This window comes from Microbacterium algeriense (assembly GCF_008868005.1).
GTDB lineage: Bacteria > Actinomycetota > Actinomycetes > Actinomycetales > Microbacteriaceae > Microbacterium > Microbacterium algeriense.
The window spans coordinates 210,670-229,688 of record NZ_WAAO01000003.1; the positions used below are offsets into that span (position 1 = coordinate 210,670).

The following is a 19,019-nucleotide window of genomic DNA, read 5'->3' on the forward strand; positions in this document are numbered from 1 at the left end:
GGATCCTGCACCAGGCCACGGACACCGCGCGAGGGTCAGACCAGTCCGTGCTCGAAGGCGAAGACGACGAGCTGCACCCGGTCGCGCAGCCCGAGCTTGGTGAGGATCCGGCTGATGTGCGTCTTCACCGTCGCCTCGCTCAGGTACTCCCGGCCGGCGATCTCGGCGTTCGACAGACCACGCGCGGCGAGCGCGAAGATCTCCTTCTCGCGATCGGTGAGCGTCGCGTACTGGGGCGGAACCGGCTTCGGCGCCTCGGCGAAGTGCGCGAACAGGTCGAGGGTCGCCGACGCGGCGATCACGCTCGATCCCGCGTGGACGGTGCGGATCGCGGCGAGCAGGAACTCCGGGTCGGCGTCCTTGAGCAGGAAGCCGCTCGCGCCCTGGCGGATCGCCCTGGCCGCGGCCTCGTCGAGATCGAACGTGGTGAGCATGACAACGCGGGGCGGCTCCGGCCTGGCGAGGATCTCCGCGGTCGCGGTGAGTCCGTCCATGACCGGCATGCGGATGTCCATCAGCACCACGTCGGGTCGGGTCGTGCGCACGACCTCGAGCGCCTCCCTGCCGTCGCCTGCTTCTCCGACCACCTCGAGGTCGGGCTGCGAGGCGACGAGCATCCGGATGCCGGCGCGGAACAGCGCCTGGTCGTCGACGAGCACGACTCTGATCATTCGGACACTCCGATCGGAAGCGAGGCATGGACGACGAACTGCGTCCCCCGACGCTCGGCTTGCAGACTACCGCCGGCGAGCTGGGCGCGCTCGCGCATCCCGATGACCCCGTGGCCGCCCTGTCCGACCACCGCCTCGCGCGAGACCGTGTTGCGCACGTCGATGTCCACGCGATCCGGAAGCCAGGCCAGGTGCACGTCGACGGCGCCGTCACCGTGGCGGATGGCGTTGGTGAGCGCCTCCTGGAGGATCCGGTAGACGGCGAGCTGGATCGCCCCCGGCGGCTCGCCCGGCGGCATCGGGTCGACGGTCACGCGCGGTTCGATCCCCGCCTGTCGCACCTGGGCGAACAGCGCCTCGAGGTCGGCGAGCGTGGGCTGCGGACCGTCGCCCTGACGATGGCGCAGCTGGGTCAGCAGCATCCGCACATCGCTGAGCGCCCCGCGCGCGGTCTGTGCGATCGTGCCGAGCGCCTCGGTGGCCATCTCCGGCTTGACGGCCGCGGCGTAGCGCGCGCCGTCCGCCTGCGCGATCACGACGGCCAGCGAGTGCGCGACGATGTCGTGCATGTCGCGGGCGATGCGCACCCTCTCCTGCTCCTCGACAGCCAGGGACTCCGCCTGGAGCTGTGCGGCACGGGTGCGGCGTGCCCGCAGGATGACGCGCCAGAGGAGCCCGCACACCCAGGCGAATCCGAGCGCCATCGCCGAGAGCGCGAGCAGCAGCGTACCGGTGGTGACCTGCTCCCACCCCGATCCGGAGCCGAAGCTGACGCCGCTGACGAACACCATGAACAGGGCCGCCACGAGTCCGCCGAGGAGCGCGGAGCCGAAGCCCCACCAGAGCACGCGCCGGGTGCCCCATGCGGACGTGGCGTACAGCACCATCAGGATCGCGAAGTCGATGGGCAGCGGGCCGAAGCCGGCCAGCATCTGCACGATCGCGCCCGCCCACGCCGCGGCGAGCGCGAGCCCGGGAGCGAGCCGGCCGATCGCGACGCCGCCGAACATCAGCACGCTCGCCACGACCATCGCAGCGGCGGCGATCCCGAACGACCCGCCGCCGGGGACCGGCGCGTAGAACACCAGCGACATCGGCGTGAGGACGACGAAGAGCAGCGCCGCCCCGACGATGTCGAGGACCAGCGCCGTACGGGAGAGCGGGCGGATCACTCCCCCACGCTACGCGAGCGCACGGCGTCGGACATCCGTCTGCGGATGTACGCGTTCCGCCTCAGGCGCGCGCGAGGATCTCGCCGTGCGGCACGAGGAACCAGCCGTCGCCGTCCTCAGCCCAGCGCTTCCACGCGTCGCTGATGTCCTCCAGATCGCTCCGGCTCGCCATGCCCTCGTCGACGAGCTGCCGGGCGAGCGCGGACTCGAGGATGCGGTCGGCCCACATCCCGCCCCACCAGGCACGCTCGGCCGGGGTGGCATAGCACCACGTGGAGGCGGTCGCCGTGACGTCCTGGAACCCGGCGGCGCGTGCCCAGGCGAGCAGTCGGCGTCCCGCGTCGGGCTCTCCCCCGTTCGCCCTGGCGGCCGCGCGATACAGCGCGAGCCAGCGATCGAGCTCCGGGAGCACCGGGAACCAGAGGAATCCCGCGTAATCGGCATCGCGCGCCGCGACGATCCCACCCGGCACGGCGACGCGACGCATCTCCCGCAGCGCCTGCACCGGGTCGGCCACGTGCTGGAGCACCTGGTGCGCGTGCACGACGTCGAAGGAGTCGTCGGGGAAGCCGAGCGCGTGCACGTCCTCGACGGAGAAGTCGAGATTGGTCAGGCCCCGCTCGGCGGCCAGGCGGCGCGACAGCGACAGGGCGCCCTCATCGATCTCGGTGGCCGTGACGTGCGCGACGACACCTGCGAAGTCGACTGTGATGCTGCCCGGGCCGGCGCCCACGTCGAGAAGACGCGTGGCGGCCGTGAGATGCGGGCGGAGGTACTGCGCCGAGTTCGCGATGTCGCGCACGTTGTGCGACCGGAGGACGGATTCGTGGTGTCCGTGCGTGTACGAGGCCATGCGGTTCATTCTGGCAGTCCCCGTCCGGCTCGGTGCAGCGCGGCGACCGCCCTCCTGATCGCCTCGCGGTCGGGCTTGCCGGACGCCAGGACATCGAGTTCGTCCACGACGATGAGACGGGACGGACGGGCGTGCTTGCCGACCTCGTCCGCGACGGCGTCGCGCGCCTGCGCCAGCTGCTCCGACTCGCTGCGCCGCAGCACCTCCCCGCGCGCCGCGACGATGACCGACGCCTCCCCCCAGCGCTCGTCCTCGACACCGATCACGACCGCCTCGTGCAGGCCGGGGATCCGACGGACGACCCGTTCCACCCGGTCGAGCGAGATGTTGACGCCTCCCGAGACGATCACGTTGTCCGCGCGCCCGTGCACACGTACGACGCCGTCCTCCACGAGCCCGAGGTCGCCGGTGCGGTACCAGCGGATTCCGAGCTCGTCGCGCACGAACGCCCGGGCGGTCAGCTCTCCGTCTCCCAGGTACCCCTCCGCGAGCATGGGACCTGCGATGCGCAGCTCCCCGTCGACCGTGCGCACCGCGACCGTGTCGAGGGGCACCCCGTCGTACACGCAGCCACCGCTGGTCTCGGTCGACCCGTAGGTGCGCACCAGGTGCACCCCCTGTGCCGCCGCGCGTTCGCGCAGCGGCTCCGGAAGCGACTGCCCTCCGACGAGGATCGCGCGATAGGCCCGCAGCGCGGAGAGGACCGCCGGGTCGTCCGCCGCGTCGAGCAGGGTCGCGACCTGCGCGGGGACCAGTGACGTGTACAGATCAGGGAGATCGGCACCCGGTGTCCGGCGCTGCAGCGAGCGGGTCGCCTCCGCGAACGACAGCGGCGAGAAGCGCCCCTCGACCGATTCCGGCCGCGTGCCGGCGAGAAGCGATCGCACCAGCACCTGCAGACCCGCCACATAGCCGGCCGGGAGCGCGAGCAGCCACCGCCCGCTCCCGATCCGTGCGGCCGTCGCCTCGGCGCTGGCCCGCAGCGCTTCACCGCTCAGGGCGACGCGCTTCGGAACGCCGCTCGACCCCGAGGTGGCGATCACGGCCGCGATCCCCTCCGCGACGTTCTCCGGTGCGCCCGCGACCATGCCGAGTCCGAGCGCCGGGCCTCCCTCGAGCGCGCTGCGCAGCGCCTCCCACAGCTGCTGCGGGTCCTCGGCATCCGTCGGGATCAGCGCGGTCATCCGGGTCTCCGCTTCCGTCGTGCCAGGGGTCAGTAGTGCCAGGGGAACGACGACCAGTCGGCGTCGCGCTTCTCGAGGAACGAATCGCGCCCCTCCACGGCTTCGTCGGTGCCGTACGCGAGACGCGTGGCCTCCCCGGCGAACACCTGCTGGCCGACGAGCCCGTCGTCGACCGCGTTGAAGGCGAACTTCAGCATGCGGATCGCCGTGGGCGACTTGGTCAGCACGGTGCGCGCCATCTTCAGCGCCTCCCGCTCGAGGTCGGCATGCGGGACGACGCGGTTAACCGCTCCCATCTCGTAGGCGCGCTGCGCGGAGTACTCCTCGGCGAGGAAGAACACCTCGCGGGCGAGCTTCTGCCCGGTCTGGCGCGCCATGTACGCCGAGCCGTATCCGGCGTCGAAGCTGCCGACGTCGGCATCGGTCTGCTTGAAGCGCGCTTCCTCCGCGGAGGCGATGGTGAGGTCGCACACGACGTGCAGGGAGTGTCCGCCACCGGCCGCCCATCCCGGCACCACCGCGATGACGACCTTGGGCATGAAGCGGATCAGACGCTGCACCTCGAGGATGTGCAGACGCCCGACGGCGGCTCGGCTCGCACCGTCGACGATCGCCGTCTCCGCATCCGAGTACTTGTACCCATCGCGACCGCGGATGCGCTGGTCGCCGCCGGAGCAGAACGCCCAGCCGCCGTCCTTCGGGCTCGGGCCGTTGCCCGTCAGCAGCACGGCGCCGATGCGCGCATCCTGTCGGGCGATGTCGAGCGCGCGGTACAGCTCGTCCACGGTGTGCGGGCGGAAGGCGTTGCGCACCTCCGGCCGGTTGAACGCGATGCGGGCGACGCCGCCGTCGCGCGAGACGTGCGCGGTGATGTCGGTGTAGTCCTCGGCACCGGGCGCAAGCACCCATTCGGCCGGGTCGAACAGGTCGGAGACGAAGGCATCGGTCACGGCATCCACCCTATTCCCCGGTTCCCGTCGCCCTTGCTGTCGGTTTGGATGCGCCATGCCGACAGCCGGTGCGACGGGAGGAGGTGATCGTGTCGGACGATCAGCCGCGACGCGCGCGGGCCGCCTTGCGCCAGCCGTCCACGATGTCCCATCCGACCCCCGCCGCGACCCCGAACCCGAGCAGGACGGCGAGGATGCGGAACACTCCACCCTCATCGGCGGCACCCGCCTGTCCCGCAGCGAACCCCTCGCCCCCGGCGGCCTCGACGTGGGCAAGGAAGTCCGGGTTGACGAGCTCACCCGTGAACAGCAGCACGAGGGCCCACGCGAGGAAGGCGACGGCGAGGATCGTGTTCACCACCGCCGACCGCGGGCTCCACCGCCCCGCGCGGAAGAGCACGACGGCGAACACCGCTTCCGCCACGATGATCAGCAGCAGCACGCCGATCCCCCAGGGCCACAGGTCCGGATCGAGGATCGGCAGGGCCTGGCCGTCGACCTGGACGAAACCGCGGAACCGATCCCAGAGGAGCGCGCCGACGGAGATCCCGAGGAACACCAGCGACGCGATCAGCTCGCTCCTGCCCGCGCCGTCCTGCGCGGGCTCCGGCAGCTGGTCCACGTTCCACTCGGTCAGGGCCGCCGTGCTCCCCGACCGCTCCAGGATCACGAACACGAGGGTCGTCCAGAAGCAGATGTGGAGGATCGCGCCACCTGTCGCGAGGATCGACGTCGAGATGACCTCCCCGACCGGTGCGGCCGAGATCACCTGCCCCAGAGCGACCGCACCGAACACGCATACCGGGACGATGAGGAGGAGGAGCTTCAGCAGTCGCCACCACATCAGGTAGTACCGCGGACCGATCAGGTACAGCGGGCGATCCGCGTACCCGGCGGCGAGAGCGCCGGGATCGCCGAGCTCGGTCAGCACAGCGCGCTCCGCGGCTTCGGGCGCCTCGCCCTGCTCGAGCCGCGCCTCGACGGCGTCGGCGATGGAGGCTTCGAGTTCTGCGCGCACGTCGCCCTGAGCCTCGGGAGGGAGGCTGCGGATCGTCGCGCTGATGTATCGCTCGGTGAGCGTGGTCGTCGTCATGTCAGTGCTCCTCTGCGGTGAGGGATGCGATCGCCGCCGTGAGCGACCGCCATTCGTCGGTGAGGGTGTCGGCCAGGCGGATGCCGGCCTCCGAGGTGCGGTAGAACTTGCGCGGCCTGGCCTCGTCGGTGTTCCACTCGCTCGTCAGGTACTCCTGCTTCTCGAGACGGCGCAGCAGCGGGTACAGCGTGTTGGCGTCGGTCGCGAAGCCCCGCTGTTCGAGCTGCTCCAGCAGGGAGTAGCCGTACCCGGGGGTGCGCAGCAGCTGCAGGCAGGCGAGCACCACGGTGCCGCGCCGGAGTTCCTGCAGATGCGTGTCCAGCGTCTCGTTCATGCCGATCACATTACTGTGCGTCACACACCATTGTCAACGACACACTGCTGTCGGACACGTCGGTGGATGGGATGTTCTCGCCGATTCGACGCACCCGAGGGGCGAAGCGCGGCCCGACCGACGACACGGAGCAGAATGGGCACATGATCCCGCCCCTCGCAGACCTGCTCGACTCGGCCAGGGTCGTCGCCCTCCCGATGCACAGCCGCTTCCGCGGCGTCGACACCAGGGAGGCCCTCCTCTTCCAGGGGCCGGAGGGCTGGGCCGAGTTCTCGCCGTTCGTCGAGTACGACGACGCCGAAGCGGCGACGTGGCTGGCGGCGGCGATCGACTTCGCGTGGCGCGAGCAGCCGACGCCGCTGCGCGAGCGGATCGGCGTGAACGCCACGGTCCCGGCGATCGACGCCGCACAGGTGCCGGAACTGCTGTCGCGGTTCGCGGGGTGCCGCACGGCGAAGGTCAAGGTGGCCGAGCCCGGTCAGACGCTCGCCGATGACGCGGCGCGGGTGCGTGCGGTGCGCGAGGCGATGGGCCCCGAGGGCCGGATCCGGGTGGATGCCAACGGGCTGTGGAACGTGGACGAAGCCGAGCACGCCGTGCACGTGCTCGGCGAGTACGACCTCGAGTACGTCGAGCAGCCGTGCGCCACGGTCCCCGAACTGGCGGACCTGCGTCGGCGTGTGAAGTACATGGGCATCCCCGTGGCCGCCGATGAGAGCGTGCGGAAATCCTCGGACCCTCTCGGGGTCGCGCGCGCTGGCGCCGCGGACCTCCTCGTCGTCAAGGCGCAGCCGCTGGGTGGGATCACGCACGCGCTGCAGATCGTCACCGCAGCCGGACTGCCGGTCGTGGTCTCGAGCGCCTTGGACACGGCGGTCGGCCTGTCGCAGGGGGCCGCGCTGGCCGCCGCCCTCCCGACACTGGATTACGACTGCGGACTCGGCACAGCCTCGCTGTTCCTCGACGACGTGGCCGACCTGCGCCCCGTCGACGGCGAGATCCCGGTCGGACGCCTGACACCGGACGCCGACGCCCTCACCCGGCTCGCGGCCTCCGATGAGCGACGCGAATGGTGGTTCGCGCGTCTCGCCCGCTGCCACTACGAGCTGGTGTCGGCAGAGAGGGATTGATCGGCTGATCCGTCGGCGCGGTGCTCAGGGGTCGACGAGCAGCTGAACGAGGTGACCGAGCTCCTCGCTCCCGGACTGGCGCAGCTGCGCATCGTCCTGACCGGCCATGGCCCCGCGAACGGTCATGCCCTCCCAGACGATCATGAGCATCCGCGCCGCGACCGCGGCAGGCAGCCGCAACCGAAGGGGGACGGCTGCGGCGATGTCGTCGACGATCTGCGCGATGCTCGCGACCATCTCCCGCTCCTGCGCCAGGTAGGCCTCGCCGAAACGGGCATCACGCAGCGCCCGGATGCGGATCTCGCTCATCAGCATCACCCCGAGGCGATCATCGCCACCGAGTTCCATCACCTGCTGCACGAGCTCGATCGGATCGCACCCCTCGGCGAGCGCGCCCTCCGCCGTCATCTCCTCCACGCGCTGACGCACGGCGCGCACACGCGCGTCGGCGACGCTCGCGGTGAGCATCAGGAACAGCTCGTCCTTCGACTCGAAGTTGGAGTAGAAAGCACCACGGGTGAAACCGGCCCGTTCGCAGACGGCCTCGACGGAGGCACCGTCCAGACCGGCTTCGGCGAAGACCTGGGCGGCCGCCTCGAGGAGACGGGCTCGCGTGTTCTCGCGACTGCGGGTTGCGGGTGTCGACATCGAAACCTCCTGACCCTTCACTCTCGCATGATTCACACCCTGCACACAGACTCCGCGCGCCGGGTCACCTTACGATACATCTATGTATCGGATACACCTGTGTATCCACCCCGCACCCCCTCGGAGGAACGCGTGTCCACACTCCTGTCGTCGCTCGGACGCTGGTCCTTCCGCCACCCCTGGCGGGTCCTGGTGTCGTGGCTCCTGGCGCTCGGCATCGCGGGCGCTGGTGCCCTGGTGCTCGGCGCCGGCACGGACAACACGTTCTCCATCCCGGGCACCGAGTCCCAGGCGGGGCTCGAGCAGCTCTCGCGCTCCTTCCCGCAGGTGAGCGGAACGAACGCGCAGTTCATCGTGGTCGCGGCCGACGGCGACAAGATCACGGATGCCGAGTACCAGGACGACATCGAGGGCGCGGTCGATGAGCTGGACGACCTCGACGGCGTGCTCGCTGCCACCTCCCCGTACGACGAGATGGTCAAGGGCATGATCAACGACGACGACACCGCCGCCATCGTGCGCGTGCAGTTCGACGGCGAGTCCACCGATGTCTCTGAGGAGACGAAGGATGCGCTGCGCACAGTCGTCGCCGACCTGGGCGCGGAGCTCCCCTCGGGCTCGCAGACCTCCCTCGGCGGCGATCTGTTCGCGATCTCCATCCCCGGCGTCACCCTGACCGAGGCCGTCGGACTGCTGATCGCCCTGCTGGTGCTGATCGTGACCTTCCGCTCCTTCGTGGTCGCCGGACTCCCCCTGCTCACGGCCATCCTGGGCGTCGGGATCTCGATGGCCGGCATCTTCACCGCCACCGCCTTCGCCACCGTGTCCTCGACCACCCCGCTGCTGGCGCTCATGCTCGGGCTCGCGGTGGGCATCGACTACGCGCTGTTCATCATGGCGCGCCACCAGGATCAGGTGCGCGCCGGCGTCGACCCGGAGGAATCCGCTTCCCGCGCCGTCGGCACGGCGGGATCGGCCGTCGTGTTCGCCGGTGTCACGGTGCTCATCGCCCTGATCGGCCTGGGCTTCGCCGGCATCCCGTTCCTCACGACCATGGGTATCGCCGCCTCCGCCGCGGTCGCCGTCGCCGTCGCGATCGCGGTCACCCTCACTCCCGCCCTGCTCGGCTTCATGAAGGGCCGGGTCGTCGGTCGCCCGAAGAAGGCCAGGGCGCCGAAGACGAAGGGGAACGCCGACGACTCGGCCGATGACACCGCGCCCTCGACGCCGGTCGGCCCGGTGAAGGGCAGCGCCCGATGGGTCGGCGGTGTCATGAAGCACCCCGCGCTGGTGTCGATCGCGGTGGTGCTCGGGCTCGGCATCGTCGCCGTCCCCGCGCTCAGCCTCGACCTCGCACTGCCCAACGCCGGCGTGCTCCCGAAGGAGAACGAGGCGCGGCAGACCTACGACCTCGTCGGCGAGGAGTTCGGTCCCGGCTTCAACGGTCCGATGATCCTGACCGGAACGATCGTCACCTCCACCGATCCGCTGACGCTGATGGAGGACCTCGGGGACGCGGTCGCGAAGGTCCCCGGCGTCAAGGAGGTCGCCCTCGCGACCCCGAACGAGACCGCAGACACCGGGATCGTGCAGATCGTGCCGGAGACCGCGCCCGACGACCCCGCGACCGCCGACCTCGTGCGCGAGCTGCGCAGCCACCACGATGAATGGCTGGACGAGTTCGGCATCGACCTCAAGGTCACCGGCTTCACTGCTGTCGGCATCGACATCTCCGACCAGCTCGGCAACGCACTGCTGCCGTTCGGCATCTTCGTGATCGGCCTGTCGCTGATCCTGCTGACCATCGTGTTCCGCTCGCTCTGGGTGCCGATCACCGCCGCGGTCGGCTACCTGCTGTCGATCGTCGCCGCCTTCGGCGTGGTCGGGGCCGTGTTCGAGTGGGGCTGGTTCGCGGATCTGCTGCATGTCGCCAAGGTCGGACCGATCATCAGCTTCATGCCGATCATCCTGATGGGCGTGCTGTTCGGCCTCGCCATGGACTACCAGGTGTTCCTCGTCTCCCGCATGCGCGAGGACTTCGTGCACGATAAGGACGCGACGAGCCCGAACCGTGCCACCCGCAGGGCCGCCGCGCTCCGCGCCGTGCGCAGCGGCTTCACCGGGTCGGCGAAGGTCGTCACGGCGGCCGGACTCATCATGTTCGCGGTGTTCGTGGCCTTCGTCCCCGAGGGCGACTCTTCGCTCAAGCCGATCGCCCTCGGCCTCGCCGCCGGCATCGCGTTCGACGCGTTCCTCGTGCGGATGACGCTGATCCCGGCGCTGATGGCGATCCTCGGCGAGCGCGCCTGGGAGCTGCCCCGCTGGCTGGTGAAGGTCCTCCCCCGCGTCGACGTGGAGGGCGAGGCCGTCGAACGCGAGCGGCACCTGGCCGCATGGCCCGGCGACGACTCGGTGGTGGCGGCCGACGACCTCGTGATCACGGCGGACTCCCCGCTCATCGACGACTTCTCCGTCCGCCTGCCGGCCGGAGGCGCCGTGATCGCGACCGGCGGCGATCCCGGGGCGCGCCGCGCTCTCGCGCTCACGATCGCGGGCCGTCTGACGGCGTCCGACGGGCGGCTGCGCGTCGGAGGCCACCTGCTGCCCGGCCGAGCGGCATGGGTGCGATCGCACGTCGGATGCGTCCTCGTGGACGGCGAGGATGCCGCGCTCGACGACCTGACCGAAGCCCTGCGCGGCAGATCCCGCGTCGTCGTGATCGACGGCATCGACCGCCTCACCGATCCCCAGCGCGACCAGGCGACGGCGATGCTGCGCGATGCCGCAGCCGCACGTCCGCTCGCCGTCTTCGCCACCGCCGCCGACCCCGGTACGGCGCGCGCCACCCTTGCCGAGGCCGGATGGCCCGACGTCCAGACTCTCGACACGCGCGCCTCACGACGGGGCGTCGCCGAATCCACCGAGGTGACCGCATGACCCTCCCCATCGAGCGCGCGCGCTCCCGCAAGCCCATCACCTGGCTGACCATCCTCGGCGTGCTGCTGCTGCCCGCGGCCGTCGGCGGCATCCTCGTCACGGCGCTGCAGAATCCGACCGAGAGGCTCGAGTCCATGACCGCGGCCATCGTGAACCTCGACGAGCCCGTGACCATCGACGGCCAGACGACCCCGCTCGGCCGCCAGCTCGCGGCAGGCCTCGTCGACGGCTCGGACGACCTCGACTCGAACCTGACGTGGGTGATCTCCAACGAGGACGACGCCGCGGACGGCCTGGCCGACGGCTCCTACCAGGCCGTCATCACGATCCCCGAGGACTTCTCCGCTGCGGCGACCTCGGCCGGCACGGCGATCTCCGACGGCGGGGGAAAGGCCGAGCAGGCCACCATCACCGTGACCACCCCCGACGACGGCCTCGTCGCCGACGACCTCATCACCGGTCAGATCGCCGACGTCGCGGCGTCGACCATGGGCACGATGCTCTCCGAGGCGACGACGGAGAACATCCTGGTCGGTTTCACCACGATCGGCGATCAGATCGGCGATGCGGCCGACGGTGCGCTGAAGCTCGCGAACGGTGCGCGCGATGCCGCCACCGGGGCCGCAGCGATCCCCGACGGTGCGACCCAGCTCGCCTCGGGCGCGGGCGAGCTCAGCTCCGGAGCGTCGTCGCTGGCCTCGGGCCTCGACACGATCGCGGGCAAGACGCGGGAGGCGGCGGCCGGCGCGGCGCAGATCGGATCGGGACTCACCGGTGGCGGTGCGACGCTGCAGCAGAACGTGGGAGGCACCCAGCAGCTCGTCGGCGCGATTCAGAGCGCCTCCGCATCGGCGCAGTCCGCCGCCGCCGGCTCCGCCGGGCTCGCCCAGCAGCTCGGCGGTCTCGCGGCCGCGGCGTGCACCCCGCCGGTCGCTGATCAGGCTCAATGCGACCTGTACTCCGGCCTCGCCACCCAGGCGGGGGCCGTGGCCACAGACGCCGGCACCGCCTCCGGCGTGCTCAACAGCGACCAGGTCGCCGGCGGCGTCGCCGCGCTCCCCGGCACGTTGAGCACTCTCGCCTCGAGCATGACCCAGGCCGGCACCGGTGCGACACAGCTCGCGGGCGGCCTCACCCAGCTCGCCGACCAGGGCATCGCCGCATCCGCCACAGGCGCACGGGGCCTCGCTTCCGGCGCGACACAGCTGTCCGAGGGAGCGACCGCGCTCGCCGACGGCTCGACGGAACTCGCCACCGGACTCGACACCCTCGCGACCGGGACGGGCGACCTCGCGGGCGGACTGCGCACGGCATCCGACTCCCTTCCTTCGTTCAGCGACAGCGAGTCGACGTCGCTCGCCTCCGTGATCGCCGACCCCGTGTCGTCGAACTCTTCGACGAACACGATCTTCGGCCCGACGGCGATCCCGCTGCTCGCGGCGGTCGTGCTCTGGTTCGGGGGACTGGCGACGTTCGTGGTGATGCGCGCCCACACGGCTCGAACCCTCACCTCACGCCGTTCCTCCGCGTCTCTGACCCTGCGAGCGTTCGCTCCCGCCGCGCTGATCGGCGCAGGGCAGGGTCTGCTGGTGTCGCTGATCGTGCAGATCGTGGCGAGCTACGATGCCGGCACCTGGTGGGCTTTCGCCGGCACGGCCGTGCTCGCCGGTGTGGTGTTCGCCGCGGTGAACCAGGCGCTCGTCGCGCTGTTCGGCGGCGTCGGCCGCTGGATCTCCGCGCTCGTCGGAGTGCTCGCCGTGGCGACCGGGCTCATCTCGACCGTGCCCGACTGGCTCGCCGGGATCGGCGCCGCCCTCCCAACGGCTCCCGCGTTCGCCGGCCTGATCACCGCCAGCGGCTCCGCGGTCGCGGCTCTCGTCGTCTGGGGCGTGCTGTCGCTCGTGGCCACCACGCTCGCCGTGACCCTCCGCCGCACGACCTCCGCCAAGGCCCTCCTCGCCCCCGCCTGACCCCTCCCACCCGTACCGGTCCCCGCAGAACTTCGGAGATCGCGCCGGACACGCCGCCCCTCACCCCGCGAGGCGCGGCGTGTCGTCGTCACACTCCGAAGTTGTGCGCGGCGCCCGCGGCACAGGTTTGTCTCGATTCGCGCAGGCCGAGTCCCGCGCGTTCGGGTCGGTGCCGGCGGAGGTCATCTCCGAGGCGGAGTTCGTCTGGTACCAGGACGGCCGCGAGCATGCCGAGATCCTGCCCCTCCGCGGCCGAGCCTGAGACGCATCCGCAGAACTTCGGAGACTCGATGACGACACGCCGCGCCTCGGGGGTGAGGGACGGCGTGTCGGCTCGGATCTCCGAAGTTGTGCGGACGGAGGTCTGACGGCGGGGACGGCGGCGCGGGCCGGCGGGGACTCAGCTCAGGCCGGAGTAGGCGTGCAGGCCCTTGAAGAAGACGTTCACGATCGTGAAGTTGAAGATCACGGCCGAGAAGCCGACGATCGCGAGCCACGCGGAAGGGTTGCCGCGCCAGCCTCGGGTCGCGCGTGCGTGGATGTACCCGGCGTAGATGACCCAGATCACGAAGGTCCAGGTCTCCTTGACGTCGAAGCCCCAGAAACGGCTCCAGGCGTAGTACGCCCAGATGGAGCCCGCGATGAGCGTGAAGGTCCAGAGGATGAAGCCGATGATCGTGAACAGGTAGGCGAGGCTCTCCAGGCGCACCGACGTCGGGAAGGTGCGGAGGAACCCGGGCCCGGTCTTCGCGGCCCCCTCTCCGACCAGACGCTCTCGGCGCGACTGCATGAGCTGGATCACCGAGAGGGCGAACGCGAGAGCGAAGAAAGCGGTCGCGAGCGACGCGACGAACACGTGGATGATGAGCCACACGCTCTTCAGCGGGTCCATCAGCGGTGAGACCTCGACGTAGAAGTTCGTCGCTCCGAGGCCGAGGAGCACGACGACCAGGCCCGTGATGAACGTGCCGAGGAAGCGCAGGTCGAGGCGGGTGAGCACCACGAGGTACACCGCGATGATGAGCAGCGTGCCGATCATGGCGAACTCGTAGAGGTTGGCCCACGGCACGCGTCCGGCCGCGATACCGCGGGTGACGGTCGCGGCGAGATGGAACAGGAATCCCAGCACGGTGAGCGAGGTGCCGATCCGCGCCATCACGAAGCGCTGCGGTGCTGCGGCCGCCCCGGACGGGAGGGACGAGGCCGCCGTGCTCGCTCCGGCCGCCCCGACGAGCACGGATTCCTTCACGGTCTGCGCATCGGCCGTGGCCTGCGAGCGGCGCGCGAGATCGAAGGCGTAGGCCACGAAGGCCGCCGCGTAGATCGCGATCGCCGTCCACAGCAGGACCGGCGAGATCACGTTGAGCTCGAGCATGGTGTCAGTCTACTTTCGGGTGTCGGTCGCCGGGGCCTCCGGCTCAGCGGGCTGATCCGCCGTCTCGTCAGGGGTCGGCTGCGCCTTCGTGCCGCCTGCTGCGTCGAGCAGTCGCGCGTGCCCGGCGACGAGGTCGTCCACCGCGGCGGCGAGCGTGGGGTCTTCTCCGCGGGCGAGCGCGGCGTACTCCAGCGCCACGGCGCCGTCCTTCGCCGTGGCTTTGACCCAGACGCGGCGGCGCGGCACGAACAGGGCGACCATGAGTCCACCCAGCGCGAGCAGCGCGAAGCCGAGCACCCAGACGCCGGACTCGTCGCGGTGGATCTGCAGCGAGGCGAAGCGCTTCACGGATTCGGACGCGTCCGTGGCGCCGGCGGGCGAGTCGTCCTCGAACGTCACCGATCCGAGACCGTCCGGCAGCTGGGCCGTCTGGCCGGGCGTCAGCTCGATGGACTCCACGTCGGTGCTGCGGCCGGTGAGCTTGGTCATCCCGGTCGTGTCGAGCACGTACACGGACCGAGGAACGCCCTCGTTGATGCCGAGGTCGCCGGTGTACACGTCGAGCGTCAGGGTCGGGTTCGTGAGGTCGCCGTACGCCGAGAAGAAGGCGCCCGTGTCGAGCACGCCCGTCGTCGGGTAGAAGAAGCCGACGAGTCCGACCTGCTCCGCGAGTCCGTCCGGAACCTTGAGCACCCCGAGCGAGGTCATGTTGTTGTCCTGCGGGAGGAACGGCGTGCTGCCCGTGAAGACGACCTTGCCGTCCGGGTCTCGCACGGTCACGGTCGGGGCGTAACCGTTGCCGAGCAGGAAGACATCGTCGTCCGCGACCGCGAGAGGCTCGTTGACCTTGACGGCGCCGGTGCGCTCCTCGCCGTTCTCCTGCACCGTGACGTTCGCGGAGAAGTCGCCCGCCTGCCCGGAGCCGGGCTCTCCGAACGGCTGGTAGGTCACGTCGAACGAGTCGAGGCGCATCGAGTACGGAGCGAAGGCGTCGTCGCCGACGAACCGGCCGCGGTTCATGGAGTCGTAGTCGAGCAGCGTGTTCGCGAAGGTCTCGCCTTCGACCAGCACCCGCTGTCCGGTGTAGGAGAATCCGCCGCCGATACCGACCGTGACCAGCACGCCGACCAGCGCGAGGTGGAAGAGCAGGTTGCCGGTCTCGCGCCAGTAGCCGCGCTCGGCGGAGACGGAGAAGGTGCGGCCGCGGTCGTAGCGTTCCACGCGGTAGCCGAGCGCTTTGAGCTGCTTCGTCGCGACGTCGATCGACGCGGCGGCCTCCGCCTCGGCATCGCCCGTCCTGGTGCCGGAGTCCGCAGCGGGGTCGCGTGTGACCGCGCGGTAGTCCTCGAGGCGCTGCAGTCGTGCCGGGGTGCGCGGCGGCCGAGCCCGCAGGGCCTTCGCGTGGTGCTTGATGCGCGGGATCACGCAGCCGACGAGCGACGCGAACAGCAGGAGGTAGATCGCCGAGAACCACGGCGACAGGTACACGTCGAACATCTTCATCGCGTCGAGCACGGGGAAGAGGTCGGGGTTGTCGCGTTCCCATTGCGTGACGCCGTTCGGGTCGGCCATCCGCTGCGGGAAGATCGAGCCGGGGATCGCCGCGATCGCGAGCACGAGCAGCAGGATCAGCGCGGTGCGCATCGAGGTCAGCTGACGCCATCCCCAGCGCAGCCAGCCGACGAAGCCGAGCCGTGGCTGTGTGATCGAGTCGTCGCCGTCGACATGGTCGGACGGGCGGAGCGGATCGCTGGAGTCGCCGTTCACGGCACCCTTGTTCTTCGTCATGGCCTTCTCGGTGCGGGTGTTCTTCTCGGGACGATCAGAGCGGGAGGATGACACTGCCGATCACCGCCGTCAGCCGGGACATGATGTCGGTCCAGAGACCGGTGACCATCAGCACCCCGAGCAGGATCAGCATCACGCCGCCGACGATGTTGACCACCCGGATGTGGCGGCGGAGGAAGCCGATCGCCTTTGTGGCCCAGCCGAAGCCGAGCGCGACGAGCAGGAACGGGATGCCGAGTCCGAGCGAGTACGCCAGGCCCAGGAAACCCGCGCGGACCGGGTCGCCCGCGTTGAACGAGAGCGCGAGGATCGCGGCGAGCGTCGGCCCCATGCACGGTGCCCAGCCGATGCCGAGCGCGACGCCGAGGAGTGGGGCTCCGACGATGCCGGCCTTCGAGTCGACGTGGAAGCGGAGCTCCTTCTGCGCGAAACCGAAGAGTCCGAGGAACACCAGTCCCATCGCGATGATGACGACGCCGAGGATGCGGGTGATCAGGTCGCCCCACTGCAGCAGGAACACGCCGACGGTTCCGCCGAGCACGGTGTAGAGGATGAAGACGATCGTGAAGCCGAGGATGAACAGCAGCACGCCGAGCACGAGCCGGCCGCGGGTCGTGGGCTGCACGGTCGAGGTCGCCTGGCCCTGTCCGCCGGCTGCGGCCGACGAGGTCGATCGTGGCGCGACGGCGCCGCCGAGGAAGCCGAGGTAGCCGGGCACGAGCGGCAGCACGCACGGGGAGAGGAACGAGACGAGTCCCGCGAGCATCGCGACCGGGATCGCGATCCAGAGTGCCCCGGAGCCGATGATCGCTTCGGGGTTCACAGCACTCCCCTGGTGCTCACGAGTCCTCCGCGAGCGCGTCCTTGACGAGCGTGGAGAGGATGGACGTGCCGTCGATCGGGCCGATGATGCGTGCCGCGACGCGACCCTGCTTGTCGAGCACGAGGGTGGTCGGCGTCGCCGCGATCGGGGTCGCCTTCGCGAAGGCGAGCTTCGCCTCGGCGGTGTCCACGTCGATCAGGCTCGGGTAGGTGACGCCGTACTCCTCGGAGAAGGCGGTGGCGGTGTCGGCCTGGTCGCGCGTGTTGATGCCGATGAACGACACGTCGTCGTCGCTGTACTCCTGCCACACGGCCTCGAGGTCGGCGGCTTCGAGGCGGCACGGCGCGCACCCGGCGTACCAGAAGTTCACGACGGCAACCTGTCCCGCGATGTCGGCGCTGTCGAACTTCTCGCCGTCCTCGGTGACGCCGCCGAAGGCGACGGGCTCGCCGCGCTCGGCGACGGGGATCTCGACGATCGCGCCGTCGGCCGCCACGTAGCCGGTGTTCTCGCCGTTCAGGAACGACTCGCTGACCGGATCGGGAGCGCAGGCGCTCAAGCCGATGGCGAGCACCGCTGCGAGCGCGGCACCGACCGCACGGCGTGAGCGCCGGATGCGGGAGGGGCGGCCGCTGCGGATCGGACGAACCGTCGAGTCGAGTGGCACGACTCCGAGTTTACGCAGAGGATCCTATGCGCGAGCCGGGTACCCCCGGGGGGATTCAGAAGCGGGCGAGCACGTCGTCCACCCCGGCCCGGAAGCGGGGACACGTGGCGATGTCGTGCGCCCGGCACCCCATCGCGTGCTCGGTCATGGCGCGTGAGAGGCGCATCTCCTCCATCCGCCGATCGATGTCGTCCAGGTGCTGCTGCAGAACCTGGTGCCGACCCGCGCTGCCGTCGTCGAGCAGCACCGCGATCTGCTCGAGGCTCATCCCCGCCGCCTTGCTCCGCTGGATCACGGCGATGCGCACGATCTCGTCCTCGCCGTAGCGGCGTCGTCCTGCCGGGTCGCGCGGCGGGCGCAGCAGGCCTACCGACTCCCAGTGCCGCAGCACGTTGGTCGGCAGGTCGAATCGCTCGGCGACCTCGCCGACGGACCACGGATGATCAGCACTTGACTTCATGTTGACATGAACTCACAGACTGGCCTCGAAGGCAACACCCACCCGAAAGGACCACCATGTACGACGCGATCGTGATCGGCGCAGGACCGGCAGGACTCCAGGCCGCGCTGACCCTCGGACGGATGCATCGCTCGACGCTGCTGCTCGACTCCGGCGAGTACCGCAACGGGACCGTCCTGCACATGCACAACATGATCGGCGAGGACGGCACCCCGCCGGCGGAGTTCCGGGCGACCGGTCGGAGCGAGCTCGCCGCCTACGACGACGTGGAGGTCCGGGATGCCCGCGTCGACCGTGTCGAAGCGCGCGAGGACGCGTTCGGCGTGCACCTCGCCGACGGGTCCGAGGTCGACGGCCGCCGCGTGATCCTCGCCACAGGCGTCGCCGACGACCTGCCCGCGCTCCCGGGGCTGCAGCAGCACTGGGGCACTGCGGCGTTCAGCTGCCCCTTCTGCGACGGGCACGAGCATGCGGGGAAGCCGATCGCGATCCTCGGAGCTGCGCCTCGCGCCGAGCACCTGATCGGGCTGCTGGGGCGCATCGTCGGCGAGATCACGGTCTTCCCCGTCGACACCGCGTTCTCCGAGGAGGAGCAGCGTGCCCTCGAGGCGCGGGGCGCGCGGGTGGTCGACGCCCCGGCCACCGCCGTCGACGCGCACCCGGGCGGCGTCCGCGTCCGCACGGATCGGGGCGAGCACAACGTCGCGGGGATCTTCGTGGCGTCGGGGACGATGCGCCAGCGCGCCCCTTTCGCCGAGCAGCTCGGTCTGCGGATGCTCGAGTCGGGCTCGGTCGAGATCGACGACTTCGGTCGCACCTCGGTCCCCGGGGTCTTCGCCGCCGGCGACCTCGCCCACCGCGCGAGCCTCCCCGGGCCGATGGCCTCCGTGCTGCTCTCCGCCGCCGCCGGTCAGCTCGCGGCGGTCGGCGTCATCCAGTCGCTCTGACCCTCGTCGGGGTCGCC

18 protein-coding genes are annotated in these 19,019 nt (G+C 70.7%); 5 read left to right on the forward strand and 13 right to left on the reverse strand.

Annotation, left to right across the window (positions count from 1 at the left end):
• Positions 1 to 35: 35 nt before the first annotated feature.
• The 7 genes from F6A08_RS14780 to F6A08_RS14810 form a co-directional block, all read right to left on the reverse strand.
• On the reverse strand, positions 36 to 671 hold the full coding sequence (locus F6A08_RS14780) for a response regulator (protein ID WP_017203746.1): 636 nt from the start codon (positions 669 to 671) through the stop codon (positions 36 to 38).
• On the reverse strand, positions 668 to 1,843 hold the full coding sequence (locus F6A08_RS14785; RefSeq protein ID WP_124894916.1) for a sensor histidine kinase: 1,176 nt from the start codon (positions 1,841 to 1,843) through the stop codon (positions 668 to 670). Before F6A08_RS14785 ends, F6A08_RS14780 begins: the two co-directional genes overlap by 4 nt.
• Before the next feature lie 61 nt (positions 1,844 to 1,904).
• Positions 1,905 to 2,696: a class I SAM-dependent methyltransferase gene (locus tag F6A08_RS14790; RefSeq protein ID WP_151459853.1), complete on the reverse strand. Its 792-nt coding sequence runs from the start codon at positions 2,694 to 2,696 to the stop codon at positions 1,905 to 1,907.
• Positions 2,697 to 2,701: 5 nt separating this feature from the next.
• Complete coding sequence (locus tag F6A08_RS14795; RefSeq protein ID WP_017203748.1) at positions 2,702 to 3,880, reverse strand: AMP-binding protein; 1,179 nt, start codon at positions 3,878 to 3,880, stop codon at positions 2,702 to 2,704.
• A gap of 29 nt (positions 3,881 to 3,909) precedes the next feature.
• A complete protein-coding gene (locus F6A08_RS14800; protein WP_026049921.1) occupies positions 3,910 to 4,830 on the reverse strand; it encodes a 1,4-dihydroxy-2-naphthoyl-CoA synthase in 921 nt (306 codons plus the stop codon).
• A gap of 100 nt (positions 4,831 to 4,930) precedes the next feature.
• On the reverse strand, positions 4,931 to 5,923 hold the full coding sequence (locus F6A08_RS14805) for a permease prefix domain 1-containing protein (protein WP_151459854.1): 993 nt from the start codon (positions 5,921 to 5,923) through the stop codon (positions 4,931 to 4,933).
• Between the two features lies 1 nt (position 5,924).
• The gene (locus F6A08_RS14810; RefSeq protein WP_040568751.1) at positions 5,925 to 6,257 is read right to left on the reverse strand and encodes a PadR family transcriptional regulator; all 333 of its coding nucleotides are present in this window, start codon (positions 6,255 to 6,257) and stop codon (positions 5,925 to 5,927) included.
• A gap of 143 nt (positions 6,258 to 6,400) precedes the next feature.
• Between F6A08_RS14810 and F6A08_RS14815 the strand changes: the two genes are divergently transcribed.
• The gene (locus F6A08_RS14815) at positions 6,401 to 7,387 is read left to right on the forward strand and encodes an o-succinylbenzoate synthase (RefSeq protein ID WP_151459855.1); all 987 of its coding nucleotides are present in this window, start codon (positions 6,401 to 6,403) and stop codon (positions 7,385 to 7,387) included.
• Positions 7,388 to 7,411: 24 nt separating this feature from the next.
• Here the strand turns inward: F6A08_RS14815 and F6A08_RS14820 are convergent, their stop codons facing one another.
• Complete coding sequence (locus F6A08_RS14820) at positions 7,412 to 8,035, reverse strand: TetR/AcrR family transcriptional regulator (protein ID WP_017203753.1); 624 nt, start codon at positions 8,033 to 8,035, stop codon at positions 7,412 to 7,414.
• A gap of 132 nt (positions 8,036 to 8,167) precedes the next feature.
• Between F6A08_RS14820 and F6A08_RS14825 the strand changes: the two genes are divergently transcribed.
• From F6A08_RS14825 to F6A08_RS17880, 3 genes are all read left to right on the forward strand, one after another.
• Positions 8,168 to 10,972, forward strand: coding sequence for an MMPL family transporter (locus tag F6A08_RS14825; RefSeq protein WP_151459856.1), 2,805 nt, complete (start codon positions 8,168 to 8,170; stop codon positions 10,970 to 10,972).
• Positions 10,969 to 12,942 (forward strand): YhgE/Pip family protein, encoded by a 1,974-nt coding sequence (locus tag F6A08_RS14830; protein ID WP_124894911.1) that lies wholly within the window; start codon positions 10,969 to 10,971, stop codon positions 12,940 to 12,942. Before F6A08_RS14825 ends, F6A08_RS14830 begins: the two co-directional genes overlap by 4 nt.
• Before the next feature lie 127 nt (positions 12,943 to 13,069).
• Positions 13,070 to 13,204, forward strand: a complete 135-nt coding sequence (locus F6A08_RS17880; protein ID WP_263971444.1) for a hypothetical protein — start codon at positions 13,070 to 13,072, stop codon at positions 13,202 to 13,204.
• 138 nt (positions 13,205 to 13,342) lie between these two features.
• Here the strand turns inward: F6A08_RS17880 and ccsB are convergent, their stop codons facing one another.
• From ccsB to F6A08_RS14855, 5 genes are read right to left on the reverse strand one after another with little or no spacing between them, the layout of a single operon-like run.
• Complete coding sequence (gene ccsB / locus F6A08_RS14835; protein WP_151459857.1) at positions 13,343 to 14,317, reverse strand: c-type cytochrome biogenesis protein CcsB; 975 nt, start codon at positions 14,315 to 14,317, stop codon at positions 13,343 to 13,345.
• A gap of 9 nt (positions 14,318 to 14,326) precedes the next feature.
• A complete protein-coding gene (gene resB, locus F6A08_RS14840) occupies positions 14,327 to 16,105 on the reverse strand; it encodes a cytochrome c biogenesis protein ResB (protein WP_100248801.1) in 1,779 nt (592 codons plus the stop codon).
• A 34-nt stretch (positions 16,106 to 16,139) separates the two neighbouring features.
• The gene (locus tag F6A08_RS14845) at positions 16,140 to 16,928 is read right to left on the reverse strand and encodes a cytochrome c biogenesis CcdA family protein (protein WP_151459858.1); all 789 of its coding nucleotides are present in this window, start codon (positions 16,926 to 16,928) and stop codon (positions 16,140 to 16,142) included.
• Between the two features lie 16 nt (positions 16,929 to 16,944).
• A complete protein-coding gene (locus tag F6A08_RS14850; RefSeq protein ID WP_017203761.1) occupies positions 16,945 to 17,595 on the reverse strand; it encodes a TlpA family protein disulfide reductase in 651 nt (216 codons plus the stop codon).
• Positions 17,596 to 17,650: 55 nt separating this feature from the next.
• On the reverse strand, positions 17,651 to 18,055 hold the full coding sequence (locus tag F6A08_RS14855) for a MerR family transcriptional regulator (protein ID WP_017203762.1): 405 nt from the start codon (positions 18,053 to 18,055) through the stop codon (positions 17,651 to 17,653).
• A gap of 56 nt (positions 18,056 to 18,111) precedes the next feature.
• Here F6A08_RS14855 and F6A08_RS14860 point away from each other — a divergent pair, with 56 nt between their 5' ends.
• A complete protein-coding gene (locus tag F6A08_RS14860; protein ID WP_151459859.1) occupies positions 18,112 to 19,002 on the forward strand; it encodes an NAD(P)/FAD-dependent oxidoreductase in 891 nt (296 codons plus the stop codon).
• Positions 19,003 to 19,019: the final 17 nt, after the last annotated feature.